Source organism: Methylobacterium phyllostachyos (genome assembly GCF_900103445.1).
GTDB classification, from domain to species: domain Bacteria; phylum Pseudomonadota; class Alphaproteobacteria; order Rhizobiales; family Beijerinckiaceae; genus Methylobacterium; species Methylobacterium phyllostachyos.
Genome location: NZ_FNHS01000002.1, coordinates 1 through 20966 on the forward strand (window position 1 = coordinate 1; position 20966 = coordinate 20966).

Sequence of the window (20966 nt, forward strand, 5' to 3'; positions counted from 1 at the left end):
GAGGAGATCCTCTACCCGGCCATGGAGGATTACCAGCTCGACCTGATCATCGGCGAGGGTCCGGCGGCGCGCTCGGTCAAGATCGATCTGCCCAAGTTCACGCTGGTCGGCGCCACCACGCGCGCGGGCCTGCTGACCACGCCGCTGCGCGACCGGTTCGGCATCCCGATCCGGCTGGAGTTCTACGAGATCGACGAGCTGGAGCAGATCGTGGCCCGCGGGGCGCGGGTTCTCGGCCTCGGCATGTCGGCCGAGGGGGCCAACGAGATCGCACGGCGCGCGCGCGGCACGCCGCGGATCGCGGGGCGGCTGCTGCGGCGGGTGCGCGATTTCGCCGTGGTGGCGGAGGCCGAGACGGTGACGCGGGCGATCGCCGACCGGGCGCTGAAGCTGCTGGACGTGGACGAGGCGGGTCTCGACGTGATGGACCGCAAGTACCTGAGCCTGATCGCGCGCTCGTTCGGAGGCGGGCCTGTCGGGATCGAGACGATCGGGGCGGCGTTGTCGGAGCCGCGGGACGCGATCGAGGACATCATCGAGCCGTACCTGATCCAGCGCGGCTTCGTGCAGCGTACCCCCCGCGGCCGCGTGCTCACCCGCCACGCCTACCGGCATATGGGTCTGGCAGAGCCGAAGCGCGATCCGAACGCGACGGGTCGGCTGTTCGATGGCGAAGACGGCTGAGAGTGCAACGGGATCGCTCCGATCCGAGTGGCGAGCCTTCGCAGCGTATGCACTCGGAGCGGGGCCGATTTTCGCCAAGCTCATGGACCGGCGGTGCGGAGCCTGACAGTCCATCCGCCGCCATTGTGCGGCCCATCCACCGCAAGTCTCTGCCTCAGCTGCAATTTCTGGGCGTGCGACGCGCCAGTATAGCCGAGCTTGCGGTCAAGCATCACGCCATTGTGGCCAAAAGTTTCTACGCTCGATCGTGGAACAGCGCCGAAACGCGGCAGTTGTGGAGCCGACCGTGCCCCGTTTGCGAGGCGCCGGCCAGGGTTTCGTGAGCGAGGCCCTGCCCCTCGGCTCACGAGAGATCTTCGAGCCATCAAGAACAACGTCAGGGATTAACTTCCGCCATGAAGACAATCACGCTCGCCGTTCTCGGCCTCTCCGCCGCTGTGATTTCCGCGCCGGCTTTCGCGCAGGATGCGCTCCCGATCCGTGTGCTGCCGTTCGCCCAGCAGGACGGGATCGGCGCCGCCACGACCGAGACCCCGGCCTTCCGCGCCGAGGCCCTGCGGTCGGACGCCGCCAGCATCGAGGCGAGCCGCATCGCCCTCGAGCGGTCGCGTAACCCGCAGGTCCGCCACTACGCCAACCGCGTTCTGGTCGAGCGCAAGGCGACCACCGACGCCCTCCTGCCGCCGAACACTTCCCTGTCGCGCAACGGCACGGTGATCTCGGACAACCAAGGGATCCGCACCGACCTGAGCAACCCGATCGGCCTCGTTCTCGCCCCCGTGACGGTCGCCGCCAACCTCGGCACCAGCATCGTGGGCGGCGCGCTGGGCGCCGTCGGCATCGTCGACAACAGCCCCGCCGAGCCGGGCCGCCGGGTCGCCCTGGGCGAGCGCGGTCAGGCCCGTCTGGCGCAGCTCCAGTCGGCTCCGAATGGCCGTGCCTTCGACCGTACCTACATCGATCAGCAGGCTCGGTCGGATGCCCGTACGCTGGCGCTCTACGACGCCTACGCGAAGTCGGGCGACAACGCCCAGGGCCGCCAGTTCGCCACCGAGGCGCTGCCCTACATCGCCGACGAGCATGCGCACTCGGCGAGCCTCGCCAACCGCATCGGCGGCTGATCGAACCTGCCGTGATCTGAACTTTGCGAAGGCCGCCCTCCGGGCGGCCTTCGTCGCGTTGCACCCCTGCTCAGAAAGCCGCTACACGAACGGTATGAGCGTGATCGAGCCGGCGACCGGCCACCCGATGCAGGATGGTCAGCCGCACCAGATGCGTGTGCGCGTCTATTACGAAGACACCGATTTCTCGGGCTTCGTCTACCACGCCAGCTACCTGCGCTTCTTGGAACGCGGCCGGACGGAACTGCTCCGCGGACTTGCCGGCGACCAGTCGAACCTGCACCGCGAGGCGCAGGGCCTCGTCTTCGTCGTCCGTCGGATGAGCCTCGATTTCGTGAGCCCGGCTCGGATGGACGATCTGCTGACGATCATTACGCACACGAGAGCGCTCCGCGGCGCCTCGATGCAACTCGCTCAGGAGGTGCGCCGGGGCGACACGCTGCTGGTCGCCGCCGAGGTGACGGTGGCCTGCGTCCGCGACGGCCGAGCGGTCCGCCTGCCGGATGCTCTGCGGCGTCAGCTCGCTCCGGCCGAATAGGCCTCAGCCCGCCCGGGACGGGTCGGCCTCGCACAGCAGCCGCGCGAACGCGTCCGCGACGATCATCGAATCGTAACCGATCGACACGAGCTGGAAGCCCATCGCCACCATTTCGCGTGCTCGGGCGGCCGAGGGCGCGAAGGCGCAGGGCAGTTTGCCCGCCGCCAGGGTCCTGCGGACGATCTCGCCCAAAGCTGCCGTGACGGCCGAGCCCGCCGGATCGACGGCCGCGCCCTTCGACAGGGCGATCGAAAGGTCGGCGGGACCGACCAGGATGCCGTCGATGCCCGGCACCGCCAGGATCGCCTCCAGCGCGGCGATCGACTCCGCGGTCTCGCACATGGCGATGGTGAGGGCGCGCGCGTTGCCGACTGCGAGATATTCCGCCCCGTTCCGCAGGCCCGACAGCACGATCGCCCGGTCCGGCCCCCAGCTGCGCTGACCGACCGGCGGGAACTTGGCGGCGGCGGCAAGCGCCTCGGCCTGCGCCACCGTGTTGATCATCGGCGCGACGATCCCGGCCGCGCCCGCGTCCAGCATCCGCGACACCATGGCGACATCGCCGACCGGCACCCGCACCAGAGCGGCCTTGCCGGCGAGCGCCACCTCGGTGATCGCCGCGCAGCTCGTCTTGTAGTCGTAGGCCCCGTGCTGCTGATCCAGCAGTACGGCATCGAATCCGGCCCGGGCCAGGGCGCCCGCGATCGCGGGATCGGCGATGCAGGACCATCCGAGGAACCGGGCGTGGCCCGTGGGCAGCAGCTCCTGAAGACTGGGAACGGGAAGTGTCATGCGCTTCCTGTGCAGATCTCGAATGAGGCGCGACTCGGCGTCGCTGGCTCAGACCATAAGGGACCGGGTTCCGGCAGGTCCACCCCGCCCCCGTCCGAACAGCCGGACGCCTCAGGATCGCCGGGATCGAAACCGATCCTTAACCCTGCCGCGCCCTTAACAGACCCGCCGCCACGGCGGGGCGCGGGGCCGCCGACGGCCCTTACTTTCGACAGATTCGCGGGCGACAGCGTTGATATCGCTCACGGATCCGGCGGACGCGGGCCTCGCCCGGCGCAGCGCGGTCCGGAGCAGGAGACCTCGACGGATGAACCCAGCCGACGCGATGCAGGCCGCGCCTGTCGCCGATATGACGCTGCTCGGTCTGTTCCTGCAGGCCCACTTCGTCGTGAAGATCGTCATGATCGGGCTGCTCAGTGCCTCGATCTGGTGCTGGTCGATCATCGTCGACAAGACTTTGCTGTTCCGCCGCACCCGGGCCGAGATGGACGCGTTCGAAGACGCATTCTGGTCCGGCCGCTCGCTGGAGGAGCTGTTCCGTTCATTCAATGACCGCCCGGCCACCGGGTTGGCCGCCGTCTTCGTCGCCGCCATGCGGGAGTGGAAGCGCTCGTTCGAGGGTTCGGGCCGCCAGATCCAGTCCTTATCGCAGCGGATCGAGAAGCAGCTCGACGTGACCATCCACCGGGAGGTGGAGCGCCTCGAGTCCCGCCTCCTGTTCCTCGCCTCGATCGGCTCCGCGGGTCCGTATATCGGTCTGTTCGGCACGGTCTGGGGCATCATGACCGCGTTCACCTCGATCGCAGCCTCCAAGAATACCTCGCTCGCAGTCGTCGCTCCCGGCATCGCCGAGGCGTTGTTCGCCACCGCCATCGGCCTTTTCGCCGCGATCCCGGCGGTGCTGGCCTACAACAAGCTCCAGGCCGAGGTCGCCAAGCTGCAGTCGCGGCTGGAGGGTTTTGCCGACGAGTTCTCCGCCATCCTGTCCCGCCAGATCGACGAGCGTCTGCCGCTCGCCGCCTGAGGCCGATCCGGAGGAGACAAAAACCATGGGCATGGCAGCGGGCGCATCACAGGGCGGCGGCAAGCGCCGTCGCCGGGGCCGGCGCGGCGGGCCCATCAATGAAATCAACATGACGCCGTTCATCGACGTCGTGCTGGTGCTGCTGATCATCTTCATGGTGGCGGCGCCGATGATGACGGTCGGCGTGCCGCTGGACCTGCCGCAGTCGAAGGCCTCGCCGCTCAATTCCGACGTGAAGCCCATCACCCTGTCGATCCGCCAGACCGGTCAGGTCTTCCTCGGCGAGGACGAACTCACCGACGACACGATCGTGCCGAAGCTCTTGGAGGCCGCCAAGACCGGCACCGAGGAGCGTGTCTTCGTGCGGGGCGACAAGCGGGTCGATTACGGCCGCGTGGCGCAGGTGATGGCGATCGTGACCGGCGGGGGCTTCAAGAAGGTCGCCCTCGTGACCGAGCCTGAGCATCAGTAGGGCGTTGGCCGTGGAGTTCCGCTTCGACCGCAAAGAACCGGGTGTCTGGATTTCCGCCGGCACCCACGTGGCGCTCCTCGCGCTGGCGTTGTTCAGCGTCGCGGCGCCCGCCCTGCCGGAGGCGCAGGAGGGCGTGCCCGTCGAGGTGATCACCGAGCAGCAATTGTCCGAGATCACCAAGGGCGAGCGTCAGGCCGACAAGCCGATGCCGAACGCGACCTCCCGGGCCGACCGCAAGGCCGAAAAGGTCGAGGATCGCGAGCCGGAGAACAGCAAGACCGACGCGCCCACCGCGCCCACCCGCACGGCCGAGATGAAGCTCGCCAACGCGGAGGAGATGCCGCTGCGCGCCGAGCCGGACCCGCAGGAGGTGGCGCAGGCCGCCAAGGCGGCCCAGGAGAAGCGCGACGCTGAGAAGGCCGCCGCCGAGAAAGCCGCGGAAAAGGCGGCCGAGAAAGCCGCCAAGGCTGCGGCCGAGAAAGCGGCGGCCGAGAAGGCCGCTGCCGCCAAGGCTGAAGCCAAGGCCGAGGCGAAGGCCAAGGCAGATGCGGCCGCGAAGGCCGAGGCCGAAAAGCGCGAGCAGCTGGAGAAGCTGATCGAGAAGCAGGAGGCCGAGGCTGAAGCAGCCGCCCAGAAGGCCGCCGCCGCGAAGGCGAAGGCCGAGGCTGCCGCCAAGGCTGAGGCGGCCAAGGAGGCCGCCAAGAAGGCGGCCGACGCCAAGGCGAAGGCCGAGGCGGAAGCCGAGCGTCAGAAGGAACTCGCCGAGGCGAAGGCCGAGGCCGAGGCCGAGAAGGCGGAGGCCGCCGCGAAGGCCAAGGCGGAGGCTGCGAAGGCTGAAGCTGCGGCGAAGGCCGAGGCCGCCGCGAAGGCGAAAGCCAAGGCGATGGCGGATGCGAAGGCCAAGGCCGACGGGGAGGCCAAGGCCCGCAAGCAGGCCGAGCTCGCCAACAAGTTCAACGCCGGCGACATCCGCTCGATGCTGGCCTCGAAGGCGCCGTCGCAATCGACCGGGGCCACGGGCCACGCCGTGCAGAAGGTGGCGGCTCTGGGCGCGGCGACCGGCAATGCCCAGCGTCTGTCGCCGTCGCTGCGGGATGCCCTGGTTGGCCTGCTTCAACAGCAGATCGAGCGCTGCTACTCGGCGCCCCCCGGGGCGGCGCAGGGCGTGGTCCTGCCGGTGCTCGATATCCGCCTGAACCCGAACGGCTCGCTCAGCACCGAGCCGCGGATCATGCGCGGCGGGGCCAGCGCGGTCGACCAGTCGATCGCGCAGGCCGCGCTCCGGGCGGTCCGCCGCTGCGCGCCGTACAACATCCCGGCCACCTACGCGCCGTACTACAACGACTGGAAGGCCATCAACGCGGAGTTCGAGTTCACGGCGACTTGAGGCCTTCCAGCCCTTCTTCCGCCCTGATCCGGCCGCCTCGTCAGATCGTCACTCGGATCCGACCCACCATGCTGAACCTGCCCTCCGCCGGGCGTCTCCCGACGTCCTTCGCCGCGCGCTTGATCGCGGTCTTCACCCTGCTGACGGCCTTCCTGGCCGGACCCGCCCAGGCGCAGCTCCAGCTGCGCATCGGCGGCGGCAACTTCCAGCCGATGCCCATCGCCATCGCGGATTTCGGCGGCGACCCGAGCCTCGCCGGCCTCGTCTCCGGCGTGGTGACCAACAACCTGCGCCGCTCGGGGTACTTCACGCCCCTCGATCACGCGCGCTTCCCCGAGCAGCCGAATTTCGATGCCGCCCCGAATTTCGAGAAATGGCGCGCCACCGGCGTCCAGGGTCTCGTCACCGGGCGCGTGGTCCGCGAGGCCGGCCGGGTCAAGGTCGAGTTCCGGCTCTGGGACGTGACCTCCGGCCAGCAGATGACCGGCCAGCAATACGGCACCGACGCCGCCAACGTCCGACGCACCGGCCACCTGATCTCGGACGCGGTCTACACCAAGATCACCGGCCTCGGCCCCTGGTTCGACAGCCGCATCGCCTTCGTGGATGAGACCGGCCCGAAGGAGAACCGGCGCAAGCGCCTGATGGTCATGGATCAGGACGGCGCCAACGTCCGGGCGATCACCAGCGGCGAGATGTCGATCGTCGCGCCGCGCTACTCGCCGGCCACGCAGGACATCGCCTTCATGGCGCAGGCCAATGGCCATCAGCCGCGGGTCCAGATGATCAATCTGGAGACCGGCTCGCGGCAGGCGCTCGGCAACGTCGATTCGATGAGCGCCAGCCCGCGCTTCTCGCCGGATGGCCGCAAGATCGTGATGAGCGTCCAGCAGGGCGGCAACGCCGATATCGTGACCATGGATCTCGCCTCCAAGGCGCAACGCTCGATTACGAACGGCATGGCGATCGACACCTCGCCGACCTACTCGCCGGACGGCTCGCAGATCGCTTTCGAATCCGATCGCGGCGGCTCGCAGCAGGTCTACGTGATGGGGGCGGACGGCTCGAACCCGCACCGCATCACCTTCGGCCCGGGCTCGGCCTCGCAGCCCGCCTTCTCACCCCGCGGCGACCTGATCGCCTACACGCGCCAGCGCAACGGCGGCTTCGCCATCTGCGTCTCGAAGCCCGACGGCTCCGGCGAGCGTGTGCTGACCGAGGGCTTCCACAACGAGGGGCCGACCTTCGCGCCGAACGGGCAATACGTGCTATTCTTCCGCGATCCCGGCGGCCAGGGCGGCGGCAAGCTGTTCATGGTCGACATCACCGGCAAGGTGGAGCAGCCGGTCCCGACGCCGGCCTACGCGTCGGATCCGACCTGGTCGCCGCTGCTCGGCGGGCGCTGAGGGCGGCGGGGTCCGGCGTAACAGCCGGGCCCTGATCGCCGAGTAGCATCAGGGTTGCCGGCCTGCTGACGGGAAGAAGGCCATGATCGGATTGAGATAATCCATTCTGCGTGCCGATCGAGGACGCCGATGGATAATCGCCGTCACCCCTGCACCATCAACCGGTCGCGGTTCCTGAGCGCGGGAAACAGCTTCCCCCACAATAGCGCGACACCGACCGTTGCGGCGCCGCCTGCCACCACCGCCGGGACCGCCCCGATCGCGGCGGCCAGCACTCCGGATTCGAATTCGCCAAGTTCGTTCGAGGCGCCGATGAACACCGTGTTCACCGCCGAGACCCGGCCGCGCATGGCGTCCGGCGTCTCGCCCTGCACGAAGGTCTGGCGGACATAGACCGAGATCATGTCGGCGGCGCCGGTGACGAACAGGCAGGCCATCGACAGGGGCAGCGAGGTTGAGAGGCCGAACACCACTGTGGCAGCGCCGAAGACCGCCGCCGCCCGGAGCATCCGCAGCCCCGCATGGCGCCGCAGGGGATAGTTTGCCAGCAGCACCGCCATCGTGACCGCGCCGAAGGCCGGCATGCTGCGCAGCGCCCCGAGCCCGAGGGGGCCGACATGCAGCACCTCCCCGGCATAGATCGGCAGCAGCGCCGTGGCGCCGCCGAGGAGGACGGTGAACAGATCGAGGCTGATCGCGCCCAGCACCACCGGCTGCGAGCGGATATAGGCGATCCCCGCCGAGAGGGCCGCCCAGGTGATCGGGGGCCGCTCGGCTGACGCCGCCGGGCGGAAGCGGATAAGGGCCGTGAGCAGGCTCGCCAGGGCAAAGCTTGCCCCCGCCCCGCCGAACACCACCGCCGGCCCGAGGGCGTAGAGGAAGCCGCCCAACGCCGGCCCCATCACGGAGGCGCTCTGCCAGAGGGAGGCGTTCCACGCGATGGCCGAACTGAACTGGGCCGCCGGCACCAGGGTCGGCAGCAGAGCCTGGAGGGACGGGTTGGCGAAGGCCCGGGCGGTGCCCACGAGGATCACCAGGGCGTAGATCGGCCAGACGACATGGACGCCCGACAGGGCACAGGCCAGCAGGCCGACGCTCGCCACGCTCTGGAGCGCGAAGGCCCCGGCCGCGACGAGGCGGCGGTCGTAGGCATCCGCGACATGGCCGGTGATCAGGGCGCAGACGATCGCCGGCAGGAAGCCCGCGAGGCCGACGAGGCCCAGCGCCAAGGCGGAATGGGTCAGGTCGTACACGAACCAGCCGATCGCCACCGCCTGCATCTGGTAGGCGAGGCCCGTCAGGAAGCGGGCCGCGCCGAACAGGCGGAAATCGCCGATGCCGAAGACAGCCCAGCCGGAACGATCTTGTTGGGACATTCCCCCTGCTGCGTGGCGTGAGGGAAAGAATCAAGCCTCGCCGCGGGTCGGACTGCTTTGGTTTCTGCGCTTTGAAGCCGATTAGTGGACGGTGAGACCGGTCTTGCGCATCGGACTGGCGGTCGGCTCCATCGCTCCGGCTGGACGGACATCCGGTATCGGATCGCGCCGGGGCTTGCTGTTGGGGTCGAGCGGGAAGGTGCAGGTCACGCAGGTTCCCTCGCCGGGGGCCGTCTCCAGATGGACCCGGCCGCCATGCAGCTCGACGAAGGACCGGACGATCGACAGGCCGAGGCCCACCCCGCGGTGCCGCGTCCCCAGGGTATGGCTCTCGAACCGGTTGAAGACGGAATCCGCGATCTCCGGCGGCATGCCCCGGCCGTGGTCGCGCACGCTGAGGAGCAGATCCTGGGCGTTGCGCCGCGCGTGGACCTCGACCCGCTGGCCGGCCTCCGAGAACCCGACCGCGTTCGAGAGCAGATTGAACAGGATCTGCCGGACCCGTTTTCCGTCCGCATGCACGCTGCCGATCGTCTCGGGCACGTCGAGCACCAGGGTGATGCTCGATTCGGCGAGGCGATCCTCGATGCCGCGCACCGCAGCCTCGACGGTGGCCTGGATATCGACTTCCTCCCGTTGGAGTTCCAGCGATCCGGCATCGATCGAGGCGAGATCGAGGATGTCGTTGATGATGACGAGGAGCGCCGCGGAGGAGCGCATGATGTGGTCGGCATATTCGCGCTGCCGCTCGTTCAGCGCTCCGACCGTTTCGTCGCCGAGGAGTTGCGTGAAGCCGATGATGTTGGTGAGCGGCGAGCGCAACTCATAAGAGACGTGATGCACGAAGGTGTCGCGCAGCTGCGCGGCCTTCACCAGGGCATCGTTCTTCTCGGTGAGCGCGCGCTCGACATTCACGCTCGCGGTGATGTCGATGAGGGTCAGCAGGGTAGCGCCCTCGGGCAGCGGCTGGGCGGCGCAGTCCAGGACAGTCCCGTCCACCACCTCGATGCGGCACTCGCGGGCAGTCCGCGATTCGAGCCCGACTACGGCGTCGCGGATATCGAGCCAGGCCTCCTCGGCGGGGGCCAATTCCCGGCAGGCCGCGATGACCGCATCCACGTGCGGGCGCTCCTCCACCATGGCGGGGTCCAGCCGCCACACGGTGTGAAAGGCGCGGTTGGCCAGGGTCAGCCGTCCGTCCGCCCCGAACACCGCTACGGGCTCGGCCAAGGTGTCGAGGGTTTCGGCCTGCAGGCGGCGCAGGGCGTTGTAGCGGGACTCCGCGTTCAGGTGATCGGAGACGTCGTCGAACAGATATGTCAGGCCGCCCTGCGGGTTCGGGTCCGCCACCACACGCAGCGTCCGGCCATCGGGCAGGTACCACCACGTCTGATTCGCCTCCACGGCGCGGTAGGCCGCGAGCACCTGCTGCTTCCAGCCGCGGAAATCGGCTTGCTCCTCCAGCTTCCGCTCCGCCCGCAGATGATCGAGGATCTCGCCGTCGGAGGGGCGCCCGTCCAGAAAGGCCTGATCTAGGTCCCAGAGCTGGCGGTAGGCGGCGTTGTGGAAGATCAGCCGCTGCGAGACGTCGAACATCGCGACGGCCGTCGGCAGTTGGTCGAGGGTGCGGACGTTCGCGTTCATCTGCCGCTGCAGGTCGGCGCGGACGCTCTCCAGCTCCGATACGTCGATGGCGATCCCGACCCGGCCGGTGTCGAGGCTGGTCTCGAACACGTCCAGCATGCGCCGGCTGCCGGCCACGATCGCCGAGAGCCGCGGCAGGCTTCGCGTCAGCCCGGCCGAGCGGGCCGCCTCCTCGCGAGCGATGGTCTCGCGGGCGGGCCGATCGAACAGTTCCAGCCCGGCATCGAGGGCGGCTTCGCGGCTCTCGGCTTCCACGGCGGCCACGTAGGCGGCGTTGACCCAGCTCAGGCTTCCGTCGCGGCTGCGGCGCCAAACGGGTTGCGGGATCGCGTCCAGGAGCCCGGACAAGGTCGAGAGGCCCCGACGGGTCTCTTCCAGGGTGGCCCGCAGATCGGCGATCTCGCTGCGCTCCTGGCTGGTCTCGCGCAGGCGCAGGAGCGCGCGGCCGGCTACGGCTTGCCCATGCGCCTCGATGCTGCGGCTCGTCTGCGTCCGCAGGCTCAGGGTGAAGCTCGTGCCCCGCGACCGCAGGGTCTCGACAGCAGCCTCGACCGCGTTCGCATCCGCCGCGACGAGCCAAGTGCCGAAGGCCAGGACCCGGCGGGCATATCCCGAGGTGGGCCGCTCGCCGTGGATCGCGAGGCTGATGTCGCCCTCGACCACCGGTTCGCTGCGCCGGTCCCAGGTGACGATGATCTGACGCTCGGCGTTGAGCAGCATCTCGGCCCGGTCATGGGCCCCGCGCAGGACATCCAGCGCCGCCGCCAGTTCGCGCTCGCGCCGGGTCCAGCGGTTGCGCTCGTAGAGATGGAGCAACGAGAGGATCACCGCGAAGGCGACCAGCCCGCCGAAAATCGCCAGGGCAGCCACGCTGTGAATCTCACGCGCCGAATGCACCACCGGCGCGTCGGACAATTCGGCCAGAGCGGCGCTCGCCATGGTCAGGGCGAGCGCACCCACGCAGATCCGAACGTGGGTCGCACGACCGACACCCATTGCTAACCCCGCCCCCACCACCGACGGTCATGCGAACGGCGCGCGCCATCGCGCGGCGCCACACGCACCCTCCCCGCGGCGATTCTCCCGAACCGGCGCGGCCCCATCGATCAAAGATTCGCCCGCACCTTATCGTGCCTCGGAATCCGCCCGGAAGGGGAACGAAGCGTGGCTTTGGGTAGCCCGCGCATAATCAATCGTTAACGACACACAGAAGACACAGTTCGACCGTGCATACATGCCTTGACAAACAAAAAGGCCCGACGCAGGGCGCCGGGCCTCGGAGGGATCGTCGGCCCGAAGCGCGAAGGCGGGGACCGACGGGTGGATCGGCGGCGGCTGGACAAGAGGCCGCCGATCCGTTCGCGCCTCAGTAGCGGTAGTGCTCGGGCTTGAACGGGCCCTTCTCGGAGACGCCGATATAGGCGGCCTGATCGGGGCGCAGCTTCGAGAGCTTCACGCCGATCTTCTCCAGGTGCAGGGCCGCGACCTTCTCGTCGAGCGCCTTCGGCAGGGTGTACACCTGCTTCTGGTACTTGCCCGGGTTGGACCACAGCTCGATCTGCGCCAGCGTCTGGTTGGTGAACGAGGCCGACATCACGAAGGACGGGTGTCCGGTGGCGTTGCCGAGGTTCACCAGACGGCCCTCCGACAGGAGGATGATGCGATGGCCGTCGGCGAACTCGATCTCGTCGACCTGCGGCTTGATGTTGTTCCACTTCAGGTTCTTCAGGCCGGCGACCTGAATCTCGTTGTCGAAGTGGCCGATGTTGCAGACGATCGCCCGGTCCTTCATCGCCCGCATGTGGTCGATGGTGATGATGTCCTTGTTACCCGTGGCGGTGACGAAGATGTCGGCGCGCGGGGCGGCATCCTCCATGGTCACGACCTCGTAGCCCTCCATGGCGGCCTGGAGCGCGCAGATCGGATCGATCTCCGACACGAGCACGCGGCAGCCGGCATTGCGCAGGGACGCGGCCGAGCCCTTGCCGACATCGCCGAAGCCCGCGACCATCGCGACCTTGCCAGCCATCATCACGTCGGTGCCGCGGCGGATGCCGTCGACCAGCGACTCCTTGCAGCCGTACAGGTTGTCGAACTTCGACTTGGTGACCGAGTCGTTCACGTTGATCGCCGGGAAGAGCAGCTTGCCCTCCTTGGCCAGCACGTAGAGGCGGTGGACGCCCGTGGTGGTTTCCTCGGAGACGCCCTTGATGCTGTCGGCGAGACCGGCGAACCAGCCCTTCGGCTTCTCGGCGAGCTTGCGCTTGAGGAGCGCGAAGAAGACCTCCTCCTCCTCGCTCTCCGGCTTGTCGAGGAAGGCAGTGTCGCCGTTCTCGGCGCGCAGGCCGAGATGGACGAACATGGTGGCGTCGCCGCCGTCGTCGAGGATCATGTTCGGCATGCCGCCGTCATGCCAGTCGAACAGGCGCGAGGTGTAGTCCCAGTACTCCTCCAGCGTCTCGCCCTTCACGGCGAAGACCGGGATGCCGGCGGCCGCGATGGCGGCGGCGGCGTGGTCCTGGGTCGAGTAGATGTTGCAGGAGACCCAGCGGATGTCGGCGCCGAGCGCCTTCAGGGTCTCGATCAGCACCGCGGTCTGGATCGTCATGTGGAGCGAGCCGGCGATCTTCGCGCCCTTCAGGGGCTGCGCGGCGCCGTACTCCTCGCGGACCGCCATCAGGCCCGGCATCTCCGTCTCGGCGATCGAGATCTCCTTGCGGCCGTAATCGGCCAGCCCGATGTCCTTGACGATATAATCCTTGGCCATGTCGCAGCGGCTCCGTGTTCGCGGTGGGGTTCGGCGCGAGCCTCTACCACCTCGCGGGCCGCGAAGCAATCAAGACATAAAGATGTCTTTATGCGTTCCGGCCGGCGGGGCGACCTTCACGCCGCCCCGCCGGCCGCAAAATCGCGGTCTGCCTATCGGCTCGGGCGGGCCAGCCAGCCGACAGCGAATGCGACGGCGGCCACCAGGGCGAGGGTCGTGCCGCGGTTCTCGTCCGCGCGCGCCGCGAGGTGGCGGCCGTGGTGGACGGCGCGGTCGCGATAGTGCTGCCCACGCTCGACAGCCTCGTCGGCCAGGTCCCGGCCGCGCGCGCTGACGTCCCGGAACCGGCTCCGACCCTCCTCGACGAGGTGCTCGCCGCCATGGCGCAGGTCGCGTACGGCATCCCGCGCCTCGCCGTAGGCGTATTGCGCCGCGCCCGCAGCCTGGTTGTAGGCGCCTTCGAGCTGGCTCCCCGGGTTGCCGCGGACGGCGCCAGTGGCCGTCTTGGCCCGGCCCCGCAGGTGGCGAAGACCGCCCTCGAGATGATCCCTGTTCATCGTATCCCTCCGATCCGGCGTGCGCTTGGATGGTGCCTTGGACGGCGCATCGCCTGCGTCGGGGCGGAACGAGGCGGGAGCGGTGCGGTTCCGCTTGGATCGCGGGTCGAATCACACGTTTCGGTGCGCCACGCCCGGGACAAATGCGTTCCAGGCGGCCGCAAGGCCCTCAAATTTCGATCTCCGTCCCGACCTCCACCACCTGCCGGGTCGGCACGCCGAAGAAAGCGCCGGTGCGCTCGGCGTTGCGTTGCATGAACGCGAAGAGGTTTTCCCGCCAGGGTGCCATCCCGCGCACGTCGCTCTTCGGGATGATCGTCTCGTGGCCGACGAAGATGGTCATGTCGTCGAGCACGTGCGGCGGCAGGTGTCGGGAGTCGACCGCACAGGCCAAGCCTTCGGGGATCGAGGCTTCTTCCATGAAGCCGTAGCGCAGGATCACCCGGTAGAAATCCGGTGCCAGGATCGTCACGTGCGCGCGTTGCTCCCTCGGAACGGTGGGGGTCTCCTCGTAGAGCGCCGTGATGATCAGGATGCGTTCCATCAGGGCGCGGTTGCGCTCCACGAAGCGCGACAGGTGCAGCGGGATCCCGTGCTCGGCTGCCGACAGGAAGGCCGCGGTGCCCGGCAGGCGCAGCAGATCGCGGTGCTGGAGGCCGGAGAGGAAAACATCCTCCGGCAGCCGCAGGGCGACCCGCGCGTTCTCGACCAGCTCGTTGCCCCTCTTCCACGTTAGCATCATCAGGGCGACGAAGCCGGCCAGCACCAGGGGAAACCAGCCGCCCTCCAGGATCTTCACGCTGTTGGCGGCGAAGAACACGAGGTCGATCGCAAGGAAAAAGCCGTTCACCGCGAAGACCAGGACGGGATTGTAGCCCCAGCGGAGCGCGATCAGCGCGGCGAGCAGCGTGGTGATGCCCATCAGCATCGACACCGCGATGCCGTAGGCCCCGGCCAGCGCGTCGGACGAGCCGAACATCACCACCGCAACGAGGGTGGCAAGGGCGAGCAGCCAGTTGACCATCGGGACGTAGATCTGCCCGCGCTCCTCGCGTGCGGTCTGCACGATCCGCATCGCTGGCAGGAAGCCGAGCTGCACCGATTGCTGGGTCAGCGAGAACACGCCCGAGATGATCGCCTGCGAGGCGATCACGGTCGCCATGGTGGCGAGCCCCACCAGCGGGTAATGCGCCCAGTCGGGGCACAAGCGGAAGAACGGGTTTTCCAAGGCATCGGGGGCGGCGATCAGCAGCGCGCCCTGGCCGAAATAGTTGAGCATCAGCGCGGGCAGCACCAGGGCGAACCATGCCAGACGGATCGGCAGGGCGCCGAAATGGCCGAGATCCGCATACATCGCCTCGCCGCCCGTCACCGCCAGGAACGCCGCGCCCAGCATGGCGAAGCTCACCGGCAGCCCCGCATGCAGCATGAAGTCGAGCGCCCGGAACGGGTTGGCGGCCGCGAGGATCTCGGGCGCGCGCAGGATCCCGGCGATCCCCAGCAAGCCGAGAACCAGGAACCACGCGAACATGACCGGTCCGAACACCCGGCCGATGGCGGCGACGCCCTTGTGCTGGACGAGGAACAGCCCGACGAGGATCACGATCGTGATCGGCACAACGTACGGCCCGAGCGACGGCGCATCGACCTTCAGGCCCTCGATCGCCGACAGCACCGAGATCGCCGGCGTGATCGCCCCGTCGCCGTAGAGCAAGGCCGCCCCGACGAGGCCAACCACGAGCAACATCGCCCCCCAGCTGCCCGGCCGCGCCTGTCGTGCACCGAGCAGCGCCAGCATGGCCACGATGCCGCCCTCACCACGGTTGTCAGCGCGCAGGATCAGCACCGCGTATTTCAGCGAGACGATCAGGATCAGCGACCACAGGATCAGCGAGACCGCACCGGTCGCGGCCGCCGGCACCGAGGCGCCACCGCTGGTGGCGGCCTTCACGGCTTCCTTGAAGGCGTAGAGCGGGCTCGTGCCGATGTCGCCGTACACCACCCCCAGCGCACCGAGCACGAGGCCCGGCTGCAGACGACGATGGGCCGCCGCTTCAGTCTCGGCTTCGGTCTCCGCGGCGGGGGCGAGGGACTGACTCAACGCATCGGCTCCCACACGAACCTGCCCGGATCTGGGCGAGTCGACGTTGCTCGACAGTTAGCAGCCCGAGCTCGACCGTCCAGCGACGGGGCAGCTGAAGGCCCCCGAGATGTCGGCTCTACACGCGGACTTGAGGGTATAAGTCGTCGAATGCCGTGTCCGCCGGCTCGGCACCGGCCTTTTCCCCCGGGGGCATGCAGCGCCAGCGGCATGCCCCCGGAAGCCGGCACGGGAACAGGCGCAGCGTCCCGATCCAGTGCCGCTTGCGCGGCGCTTCGTATGCCGGCGGCTTCACCGGCGTGCTCGACCCAACACCCTGAAAAGGCCGCCCGGCGCCGCCGGATCAGATCAGATCCGCCAACGCTTCGGGGCAGGCCTCGCCGCGCCTCAGGCAAAAAACCGCAGCGCCGGCATGGCGGGCGATCGAAGCGGCCACGGTGCTGGCCGGGGCCGGCGCGCCCTCGCTCTCGCTGACCGCAATGGCCAGGAGCGGCACATCGTATCGGCGCAGGGTCTCGCAGGCCGTCAGCGTGTGGCTGATCGCCCCCAGGTAGCTGCCGGACACCAGCAGCGCTGGAACATCCAGGGCCCGGAGCCAATCGAGGCCGGTCGCCCCTTCGGTGACCGGGCTCATCAGGCCGCCGACACCCTCGATCAGCAGGGTGCCCGGGGTGCAGGCGATCTGGGCGCGGCACCAGCCGACGAGGTCGAGCAGATCCAGCGACCGCCCCTCCAGCACGGCCGCCTGATCGGGCGACAACGGCGCGGAGAAGCGCCAGGGCGAGCAGGCTTCCACATCCTCGGCACCGAGGGGGATGTCCTGGGCGTCGAGCAGGCGGGCGGTGTCGCTCTCGGCAAAGCCGGGATCGCCCAGCGGTGGGACGCCGCTCGCCAGCGGCTTCACGGTCCGGACCGGCCGGCCCTGCGCCCGCAGGCGCCGGGTCAGCGCGGCGGTGACGTAGGTCTTGCCGATCTCGGTGCCGGCCCCCGCGATGAAGACCGTCCGGGCCGCCATGCCGGCCTCAGGCCTGCAGGGTGCCGTGGCAGTGCTTGTACTTCTTGCCCGAGCCGCAGGGGCACGGCTCGTTGCGGCCGACGCGCCCCCAGGTGCCGGCGTCCTGCGGGTCGCGCTCCAGGACCGCACCATCGGCCGAAAGACCCTGGGCGGCGTAGCCATAGGCCGGCCCGCCGCCGCCGTCGCTGCCGGAGCCCTGGCCGGCATAGTCCATCTCGTTCTCGCCGGTGACCGGATCGAGATGCTGAGCGAACATCGGCGGCAACGCCGGCCCGCCAGCCGGAAACTGCTCCTGCGGCTCCTGGAACATGATCTCGACCCGTGAGAGCTGTGCGGTCACCTGCTCGCGCAGGGCCGTGACGAGGCTGTTGAACAGGTCGAAGGCTTCGGACTTGTACTCGTTCAGCGGGTCGCGCTGGGCGAAACCGCGCCAGCCGATCACCTGCCGCAGGTGGTCGAGGGTCACGAGGTGCTCGCGCCACAGGTGGTCCAGGGTCTGAAGCAGCACCTGCTTCTCGATATAGGCGGTGACCTCGGCGCCGTTCTTCTCGGTCCGGGCCGCGTAGGCCTCCTCGGCCGCCTTGAGCAGGCGCTCGCGCATCTCCTCGTCGGCGATGCCCTCCTCCTTGGCCCACTCTTCCACCGGCACGTCGAGGTTGAGGATCTCCTTCACCTGCTCGTGCAGGCCGGCGACATCCCACTGCTCGGCGTAGGCGTTCTCCGGGATGTGCCGGGCGACCAGATCGTCGATCACACCCTCGCGCATCTCGTCCACGGTCTCGCGGACGCTCTCCTGGGCCATGAAGTCCCGGCGCTGCTCGAACACGACCTTGCGCTGGTCGTTCATGACGTTGTCGTACTTCAGCACGTTCTTGCGCATGTCGAAGTTGCGCGCCTCGACCTTCTGCTGCGCCTTCTCGATCGCCTTGTTGATCCAGGGGTGGATGATCGCCTCGCCCTGCTCCAGGCCGAGCTTCTGCAGCATCCCGTCCATGCGGTCGGAGCCGAAGATCCGCATCAGGTCGTCCTGAAGCGACAGGTAGAACTTGGAGCGGCCGGGATCGCCTTGCCGGCCAGAGCGGCCGCGCAGCTGGTTGTCGATGCGCCGGCTCTCGTGGCGCTCGGTGCCGATGATGTAGAGGCCGCCGGGCAGATCCTTCTTGCGGCCTGCCTCCGGATCGGCCTTCTCGCCCGAGGCCAGCACCTTAGCGCGGTTCTCGGCGATCTCGGCCTTGATGGCCTCGATCCGCGCGTCGCGCTCCGGCCCCTCCGGCATCCCGGCGAGTTCCTTCTCGACCCGCATCTCGACGTTGCCGCCGAGTTTGATGTCGGTGCCGCGGCCGGCCATGTTGGTGGCGATGGTGATCGCGCCCGGCACGCCGGCCTCGGCCACGATGTAGGCTTCCTGCTCGTGGAAGCGGGCGTTCAGCACGGCGAAGCGCTTGGTCACCCGGCCCTCGCGGGCGGCGGCGTAGACGTCGGTCAGCGCGTTCGGATCGGAATAGTCGAGCAGCGTGTAGCCGGCCTTCTTGAGCATCTCGGCGAGATGCTCGGACTTCTCGATCGAGCCAGTGCCGACCAGGATCGGCTGGTGGCGGCTATGCGCCTTGTCGATCTCGGCGATGATGCCGTCGTACTTCTCGGCCACCGTCCGGTAGACCTCGTCATCCTCGTCGACGCGCTCGACCTCCTTGTTGGTCGGGATATCGACCACGTCGAGCTTGTAGATCTCGGCGAACTCATCGGCCTCGGTCGATGCCGTGCCGGTCATGCCGGCGAGCTTCTTGTAGAGCCGGAAGTAATTCTGGAAGGTAATCGAGGCCAGCGTCTGGTTCTCGGGCTGGATCGTGACCCGCTCCTTGGCCTCCAGCGCCTGATGGAGCCCCTCCGAGTAGCGCCGGCCCTGCATCATGCGGCCGGTGAACTCGTCGATGATCACCACCTCGTCGTTCTTGACGATGTAATCCTTGTCGCGGGTGAACAGCGTGTGGGCGCGCAAAGCCTGATTCACGTGGTGGACGAGGCTGACATTGTGCGCGTCGTAGAGGTCGCCCTCCTTGAGCAGGCCGACTTCGCGCAGGGTCTCCTCGACGAACTCGTTGCCGGCTTCCGTGAGCGAGACCGTACGCTGCTTCTCGTCGAGATCGTAATGCTCGCGCACCAGCCGGGGCATGATCGCATCGACCGCCACATAGAGCTCCGAGCGATCGTCCACCGGGCCGGAGATGATCAGCGGCGTGCGCGCCTCGTCGATCAGGATCGAATCGACCTCGTCCACGATGGCGAAGTTGTGCCCCCGCTGCGCGAGCTGGGACAGCTCGTACTTCATGTTGTCGCGCAGGTAGTCGAACCCGTACTCGTTGTTGGTGCCGTAGGTGATGTCGCAGGCATAGGCATCCTTGCGCTGCGCGTCGTCGAGCCCGTGGACGATGGTGCCCACCGAGAGCCCGAGGAACCGGTAGAGCTGGCCCATCCACTCGGCGTCGCGGGCGGCGAGGTAGTCGTTCACCGTGACGACGTGGACGCCCTTGCCCTCTAGCGCGTTGAGGTAGACCGGCAGCGTCGCCACCAGGGTCTTGCCCTCGCCGGTCTTCATCTCGGCGATGCCGCCCTCGTGGAGCACCATGCCGCCGATCAGCTGCACGTCGAAGTGACGCTGGCCGAAGACGCGCTTGGCCCCCTCACGCACGGTGGCGAAGGCCGGCACAAGGATGTCGTCGAGGCTCTTGCCGGCGGCGAGTTCCGCCTTCAGCATGTCGGTGCGAGCGCGCAGCGCCTCGTCCGACAGGGCCTGGATCTCCGGTTCCAGCGCGTTGATCTGCGCCACGCGGGGGCGGTAGCCCTTGACGCGCCGGTCGTTGGAGGAGCCGAAAATCTTCTTGGCGATCGAGCCGAGCATCGTGGACCTGCGGACGCGCGAGCCCGCCCACGCTGGACGCGTGGCGGGCCGGCCTGGGCGGAGTTGGCCGGGCTTATAGAGGTAAACATCGCCCGGTGCACCTGAAAGGGGCAGCCCTCAACGCCCGCCGGTGCGGTCACGGTTCCGCCAGCGGCCGAACCGCCGCGCTTGCCTTCTCGCGCGACGCGGGCCACCTGTGCCGCGGCCCGCCGCCCGGCCCGATCCGGAGCGGCCACGAGACGTCAGCCGAGGACTTCGCCCGATGCCCTATACCGCCCTGCTCCGGCGCGTCAGCGCGCTCGCAATCCTGATCGCGCTGCCGGGCGTCGCGCTGGCTCAGGCCCCACAAAAGGCGCCGGCTCCCGCCAGCACGCCAGCCGCGAACACGACCGCCACCCCGGCGGGGCCAGATTCGGTGGTGGCGAGCGTCAACGGCAAGCCGATCACGCAGGGCGACCTCGCCATCGCGGCCGACGATCCGGCCCTGTCGCTGCCGGGCGTTGACGAGGCGCAGAAGAAGAACCTGCTGATCGACTACATGGTCGATCTGCGCGTCGGCGCGCAGGCGGCCGAGACCGCCAAGATCGGCGACACGCCGGAGTTCAAGCGCAAGCTCGCTTACTTCCGCGACAAGCTCCTGCTCGACGATTACCTGGAGCAGGAGGCCAAGCGCGCCGTCACCCCCGAGGCCGAGCACGCGATCTACGACCAGACCGTCAAGCTGATGAAGCCCGAGGAGGAGGTGCACGCCCGCCACATCCTCGTGGACAACGAGGCCGAGGCCAAGAAGATCGCGGCGCGGATCAAGGGCGGCGAGGATTTCGCCAAGGTCGCGGCCGAGACCTCGAAGGATCCGGGCTCCAAGGCCGAGGGCGGCGATCTTGGCTGGTTCACCAAGGAGCGGATGGTCCCCGACTTCGCCAATGCCGCCTTCGCGATGAAGCCCGGTCAGGTCTCCGACCCGGTGAAGACGCAGTTCGGCTGGCACGTCATCAAGGTCGAGGAGATGCGGACCAAGCCGCAGCCGACCTTCGACGAGCTGAAGGAGCAGATCGACCAGCACCTGATCCGCAAGGCGCAGCAGGACCTGATCCTGAAGCTGCGCGCGGAGGCGAAGATCGTGCGCCCGGACGCACCCGCCGAAGCGGCGCAGCCGGCGCCGGAGACGAAGAAGCCCTGATCC

General features: G+C 68.6%; 16 protein-coding genes. 8 read left to right on the forward strand and 8 right to left on the reverse strand.

What is annotated here, in order from left to right; translation table 11 throughout:
* From ruvB to ybgC, 3 genes are all read left to right on the forward strand, one after another.
* Window positions 1–684 (forward strand): Holliday junction branch migration DNA helicase RuvB (gene ruvB / locus BLQ49_RS02730; RefSeq protein ID WP_091713122.1); only part of this gene is annotated, 684 nt, incomplete at its 5' end.
* Window positions 685–1079: 395 nt separating this feature from the next.
* Window positions 1080–1805, forward strand: a complete 726-nt coding sequence (locus tag BLQ49_RS02735; RefSeq protein WP_091713123.1) for a DUF4142 domain-containing protein — start codon at window positions 1080–1082, stop codon at window positions 1803–1805.
* A 94-nt stretch (window positions 1806–1899) separates the two neighbouring features.
* Window positions 1900–2343, forward strand: a complete 444-nt coding sequence (gene ybgC, locus BLQ49_RS02740; RefSeq protein WP_091713124.1) for a tol-pal system-associated acyl-CoA thioesterase — start codon at window positions 1900–1902, stop codon at window positions 2341–2343.
* 3 nt (window positions 2344–2346) lie between these two features.
* On the opposite strand, the gene BLQ49_RS02745 is transcribed toward ybgC, so the two are convergent.
* Window positions 2347–3135, reverse strand: coding sequence for an HpcH/HpaI aldolase family protein (locus tag BLQ49_RS02745; protein WP_091713125.1), 789 nt, complete (start codon window positions 3133–3135; stop codon window positions 2347–2349).
* Window positions 3136–3442: 307 nt separating this feature from the next.
* On the opposite strand from BLQ49_RS02745, the gene tolQ reads away from it, so the two are divergent.
* The 4 genes from tolQ (at window position 3443) to tolB (ending at window position 7424) form a co-directional block, all read left to right on the forward strand.
* On the forward strand, window positions 3443–4159 hold the full coding sequence (gene tolQ, locus BLQ49_RS02750) for a protein TolQ (protein WP_091713126.1): 717 nt from the start codon (window positions 3443–3445) through the stop codon (window positions 4157–4159).
* A 25-nt stretch (window positions 4160–4184) separates the two neighbouring features.
* Window positions 4185–4631, forward strand: coding sequence for an ExbD/TolR family protein (locus tag BLQ49_RS02755; protein ID WP_091713128.1), 447 nt, complete (start codon window positions 4185–4187; stop codon window positions 4629–4631).
* A 10-nt stretch (window positions 4632–4641) separates the two neighbouring features.
* A complete protein-coding gene (gene tolA, locus BLQ49_RS02760) occupies window positions 4642–6018 on the forward strand; it encodes a cell envelope integrity protein TolA (protein ID WP_091713860.1) in 1377 nt (458 codons plus the stop codon).
* A 68-nt stretch (window positions 6019–6086) separates the two neighbouring features.
* Complete coding sequence (tolB, locus tag BLQ49_RS02765; protein WP_091713129.1) at window positions 6087–7424, forward strand: Tol-Pal system beta propeller repeat protein TolB; 1338 nt, start codon at window positions 6087–6089, stop codon at window positions 7422–7424.
* A 143-nt stretch (window positions 7425–7567) separates the two neighbouring features.
* Here the strand turns inward: tolB and BLQ49_RS02770 are convergent, their stop codons facing one another.
* The 7 genes from BLQ49_RS02770 to secA all read right to left on the reverse strand — a co-directional run bounded on the left by BLQ49_RS02770 (window position 7568) and on the right by secA (window position 19783).
* A complete protein-coding gene (locus BLQ49_RS02770) occupies window positions 7568–8800 on the reverse strand; it encodes an MFS transporter (RefSeq protein WP_091713131.1) in 1233 nt (410 codons plus the stop codon).
* Window positions 8801–8881: 81 nt separating this feature from the next.
* The gene (locus tag BLQ49_RS02775) at window positions 8882–11440 is read right to left on the reverse strand and encodes a sensor histidine kinase (RefSeq protein ID WP_244507409.1); all 2559 of its coding nucleotides are present in this window, start codon (window positions 11438–11440) and stop codon (window positions 8882–8884) included.
* Between the two features lie 370 nt (window positions 11441–11810).
* Window positions 11811–13211, reverse strand: coding sequence for an adenosylhomocysteinase (gene ahcY, locus BLQ49_RS02780; protein WP_091713133.1), 1401 nt, complete (start codon window positions 13209–13211; stop codon window positions 11811–11813).
* A 152-nt stretch (window positions 13212–13363) separates the two neighbouring features.
* Window positions 13364–13768 (reverse strand): CsbD family protein, encoded by a 405-nt coding sequence (locus BLQ49_RS02785; RefSeq protein WP_091713134.1) that lies wholly within the window; start codon window positions 13766–13768, stop codon window positions 13364–13366.
* A 169-nt stretch (window positions 13769–13937) separates the two neighbouring features.
* Entirely contained in the window at window positions 13938–15869 is a 1932-nt protein-coding gene (locus BLQ49_RS02790) for a potassium transporter Kup (RefSeq protein ID WP_091713136.1), read from the reverse strand.
* Between the two features lie 343 nt (window positions 15870–16212).
* On the reverse strand, window positions 16213–16884 hold the full coding sequence (gene bioD / locus BLQ49_RS02795) for a dethiobiotin synthase (protein WP_091713138.1): 672 nt from the start codon (window positions 16882–16884) through the stop codon (window positions 16213–16215).
* A gap of 7 nt (window positions 16885–16891) precedes the next feature.
* Window positions 16892–19783: a preprotein translocase subunit SecA gene (secA, locus tag BLQ49_RS02800; protein ID WP_091713140.1), complete on the reverse strand. Its 2892-nt coding sequence runs from the start codon at window positions 19781–19783 to the stop codon at window positions 16892–16894.
* 262 nt (window positions 19784–20045) lie between these two features.
* Between secA and BLQ49_RS02805 the strand changes: the two genes are divergently transcribed.
* Complete coding sequence (locus BLQ49_RS02805) at window positions 20046–20963, forward strand: peptidylprolyl isomerase (RefSeq protein WP_091713141.1); 918 nt, start codon at window positions 20046–20048, stop codon at window positions 20961–20963.
* Window positions 20964–20966: the final 3 nt, after the last annotated feature.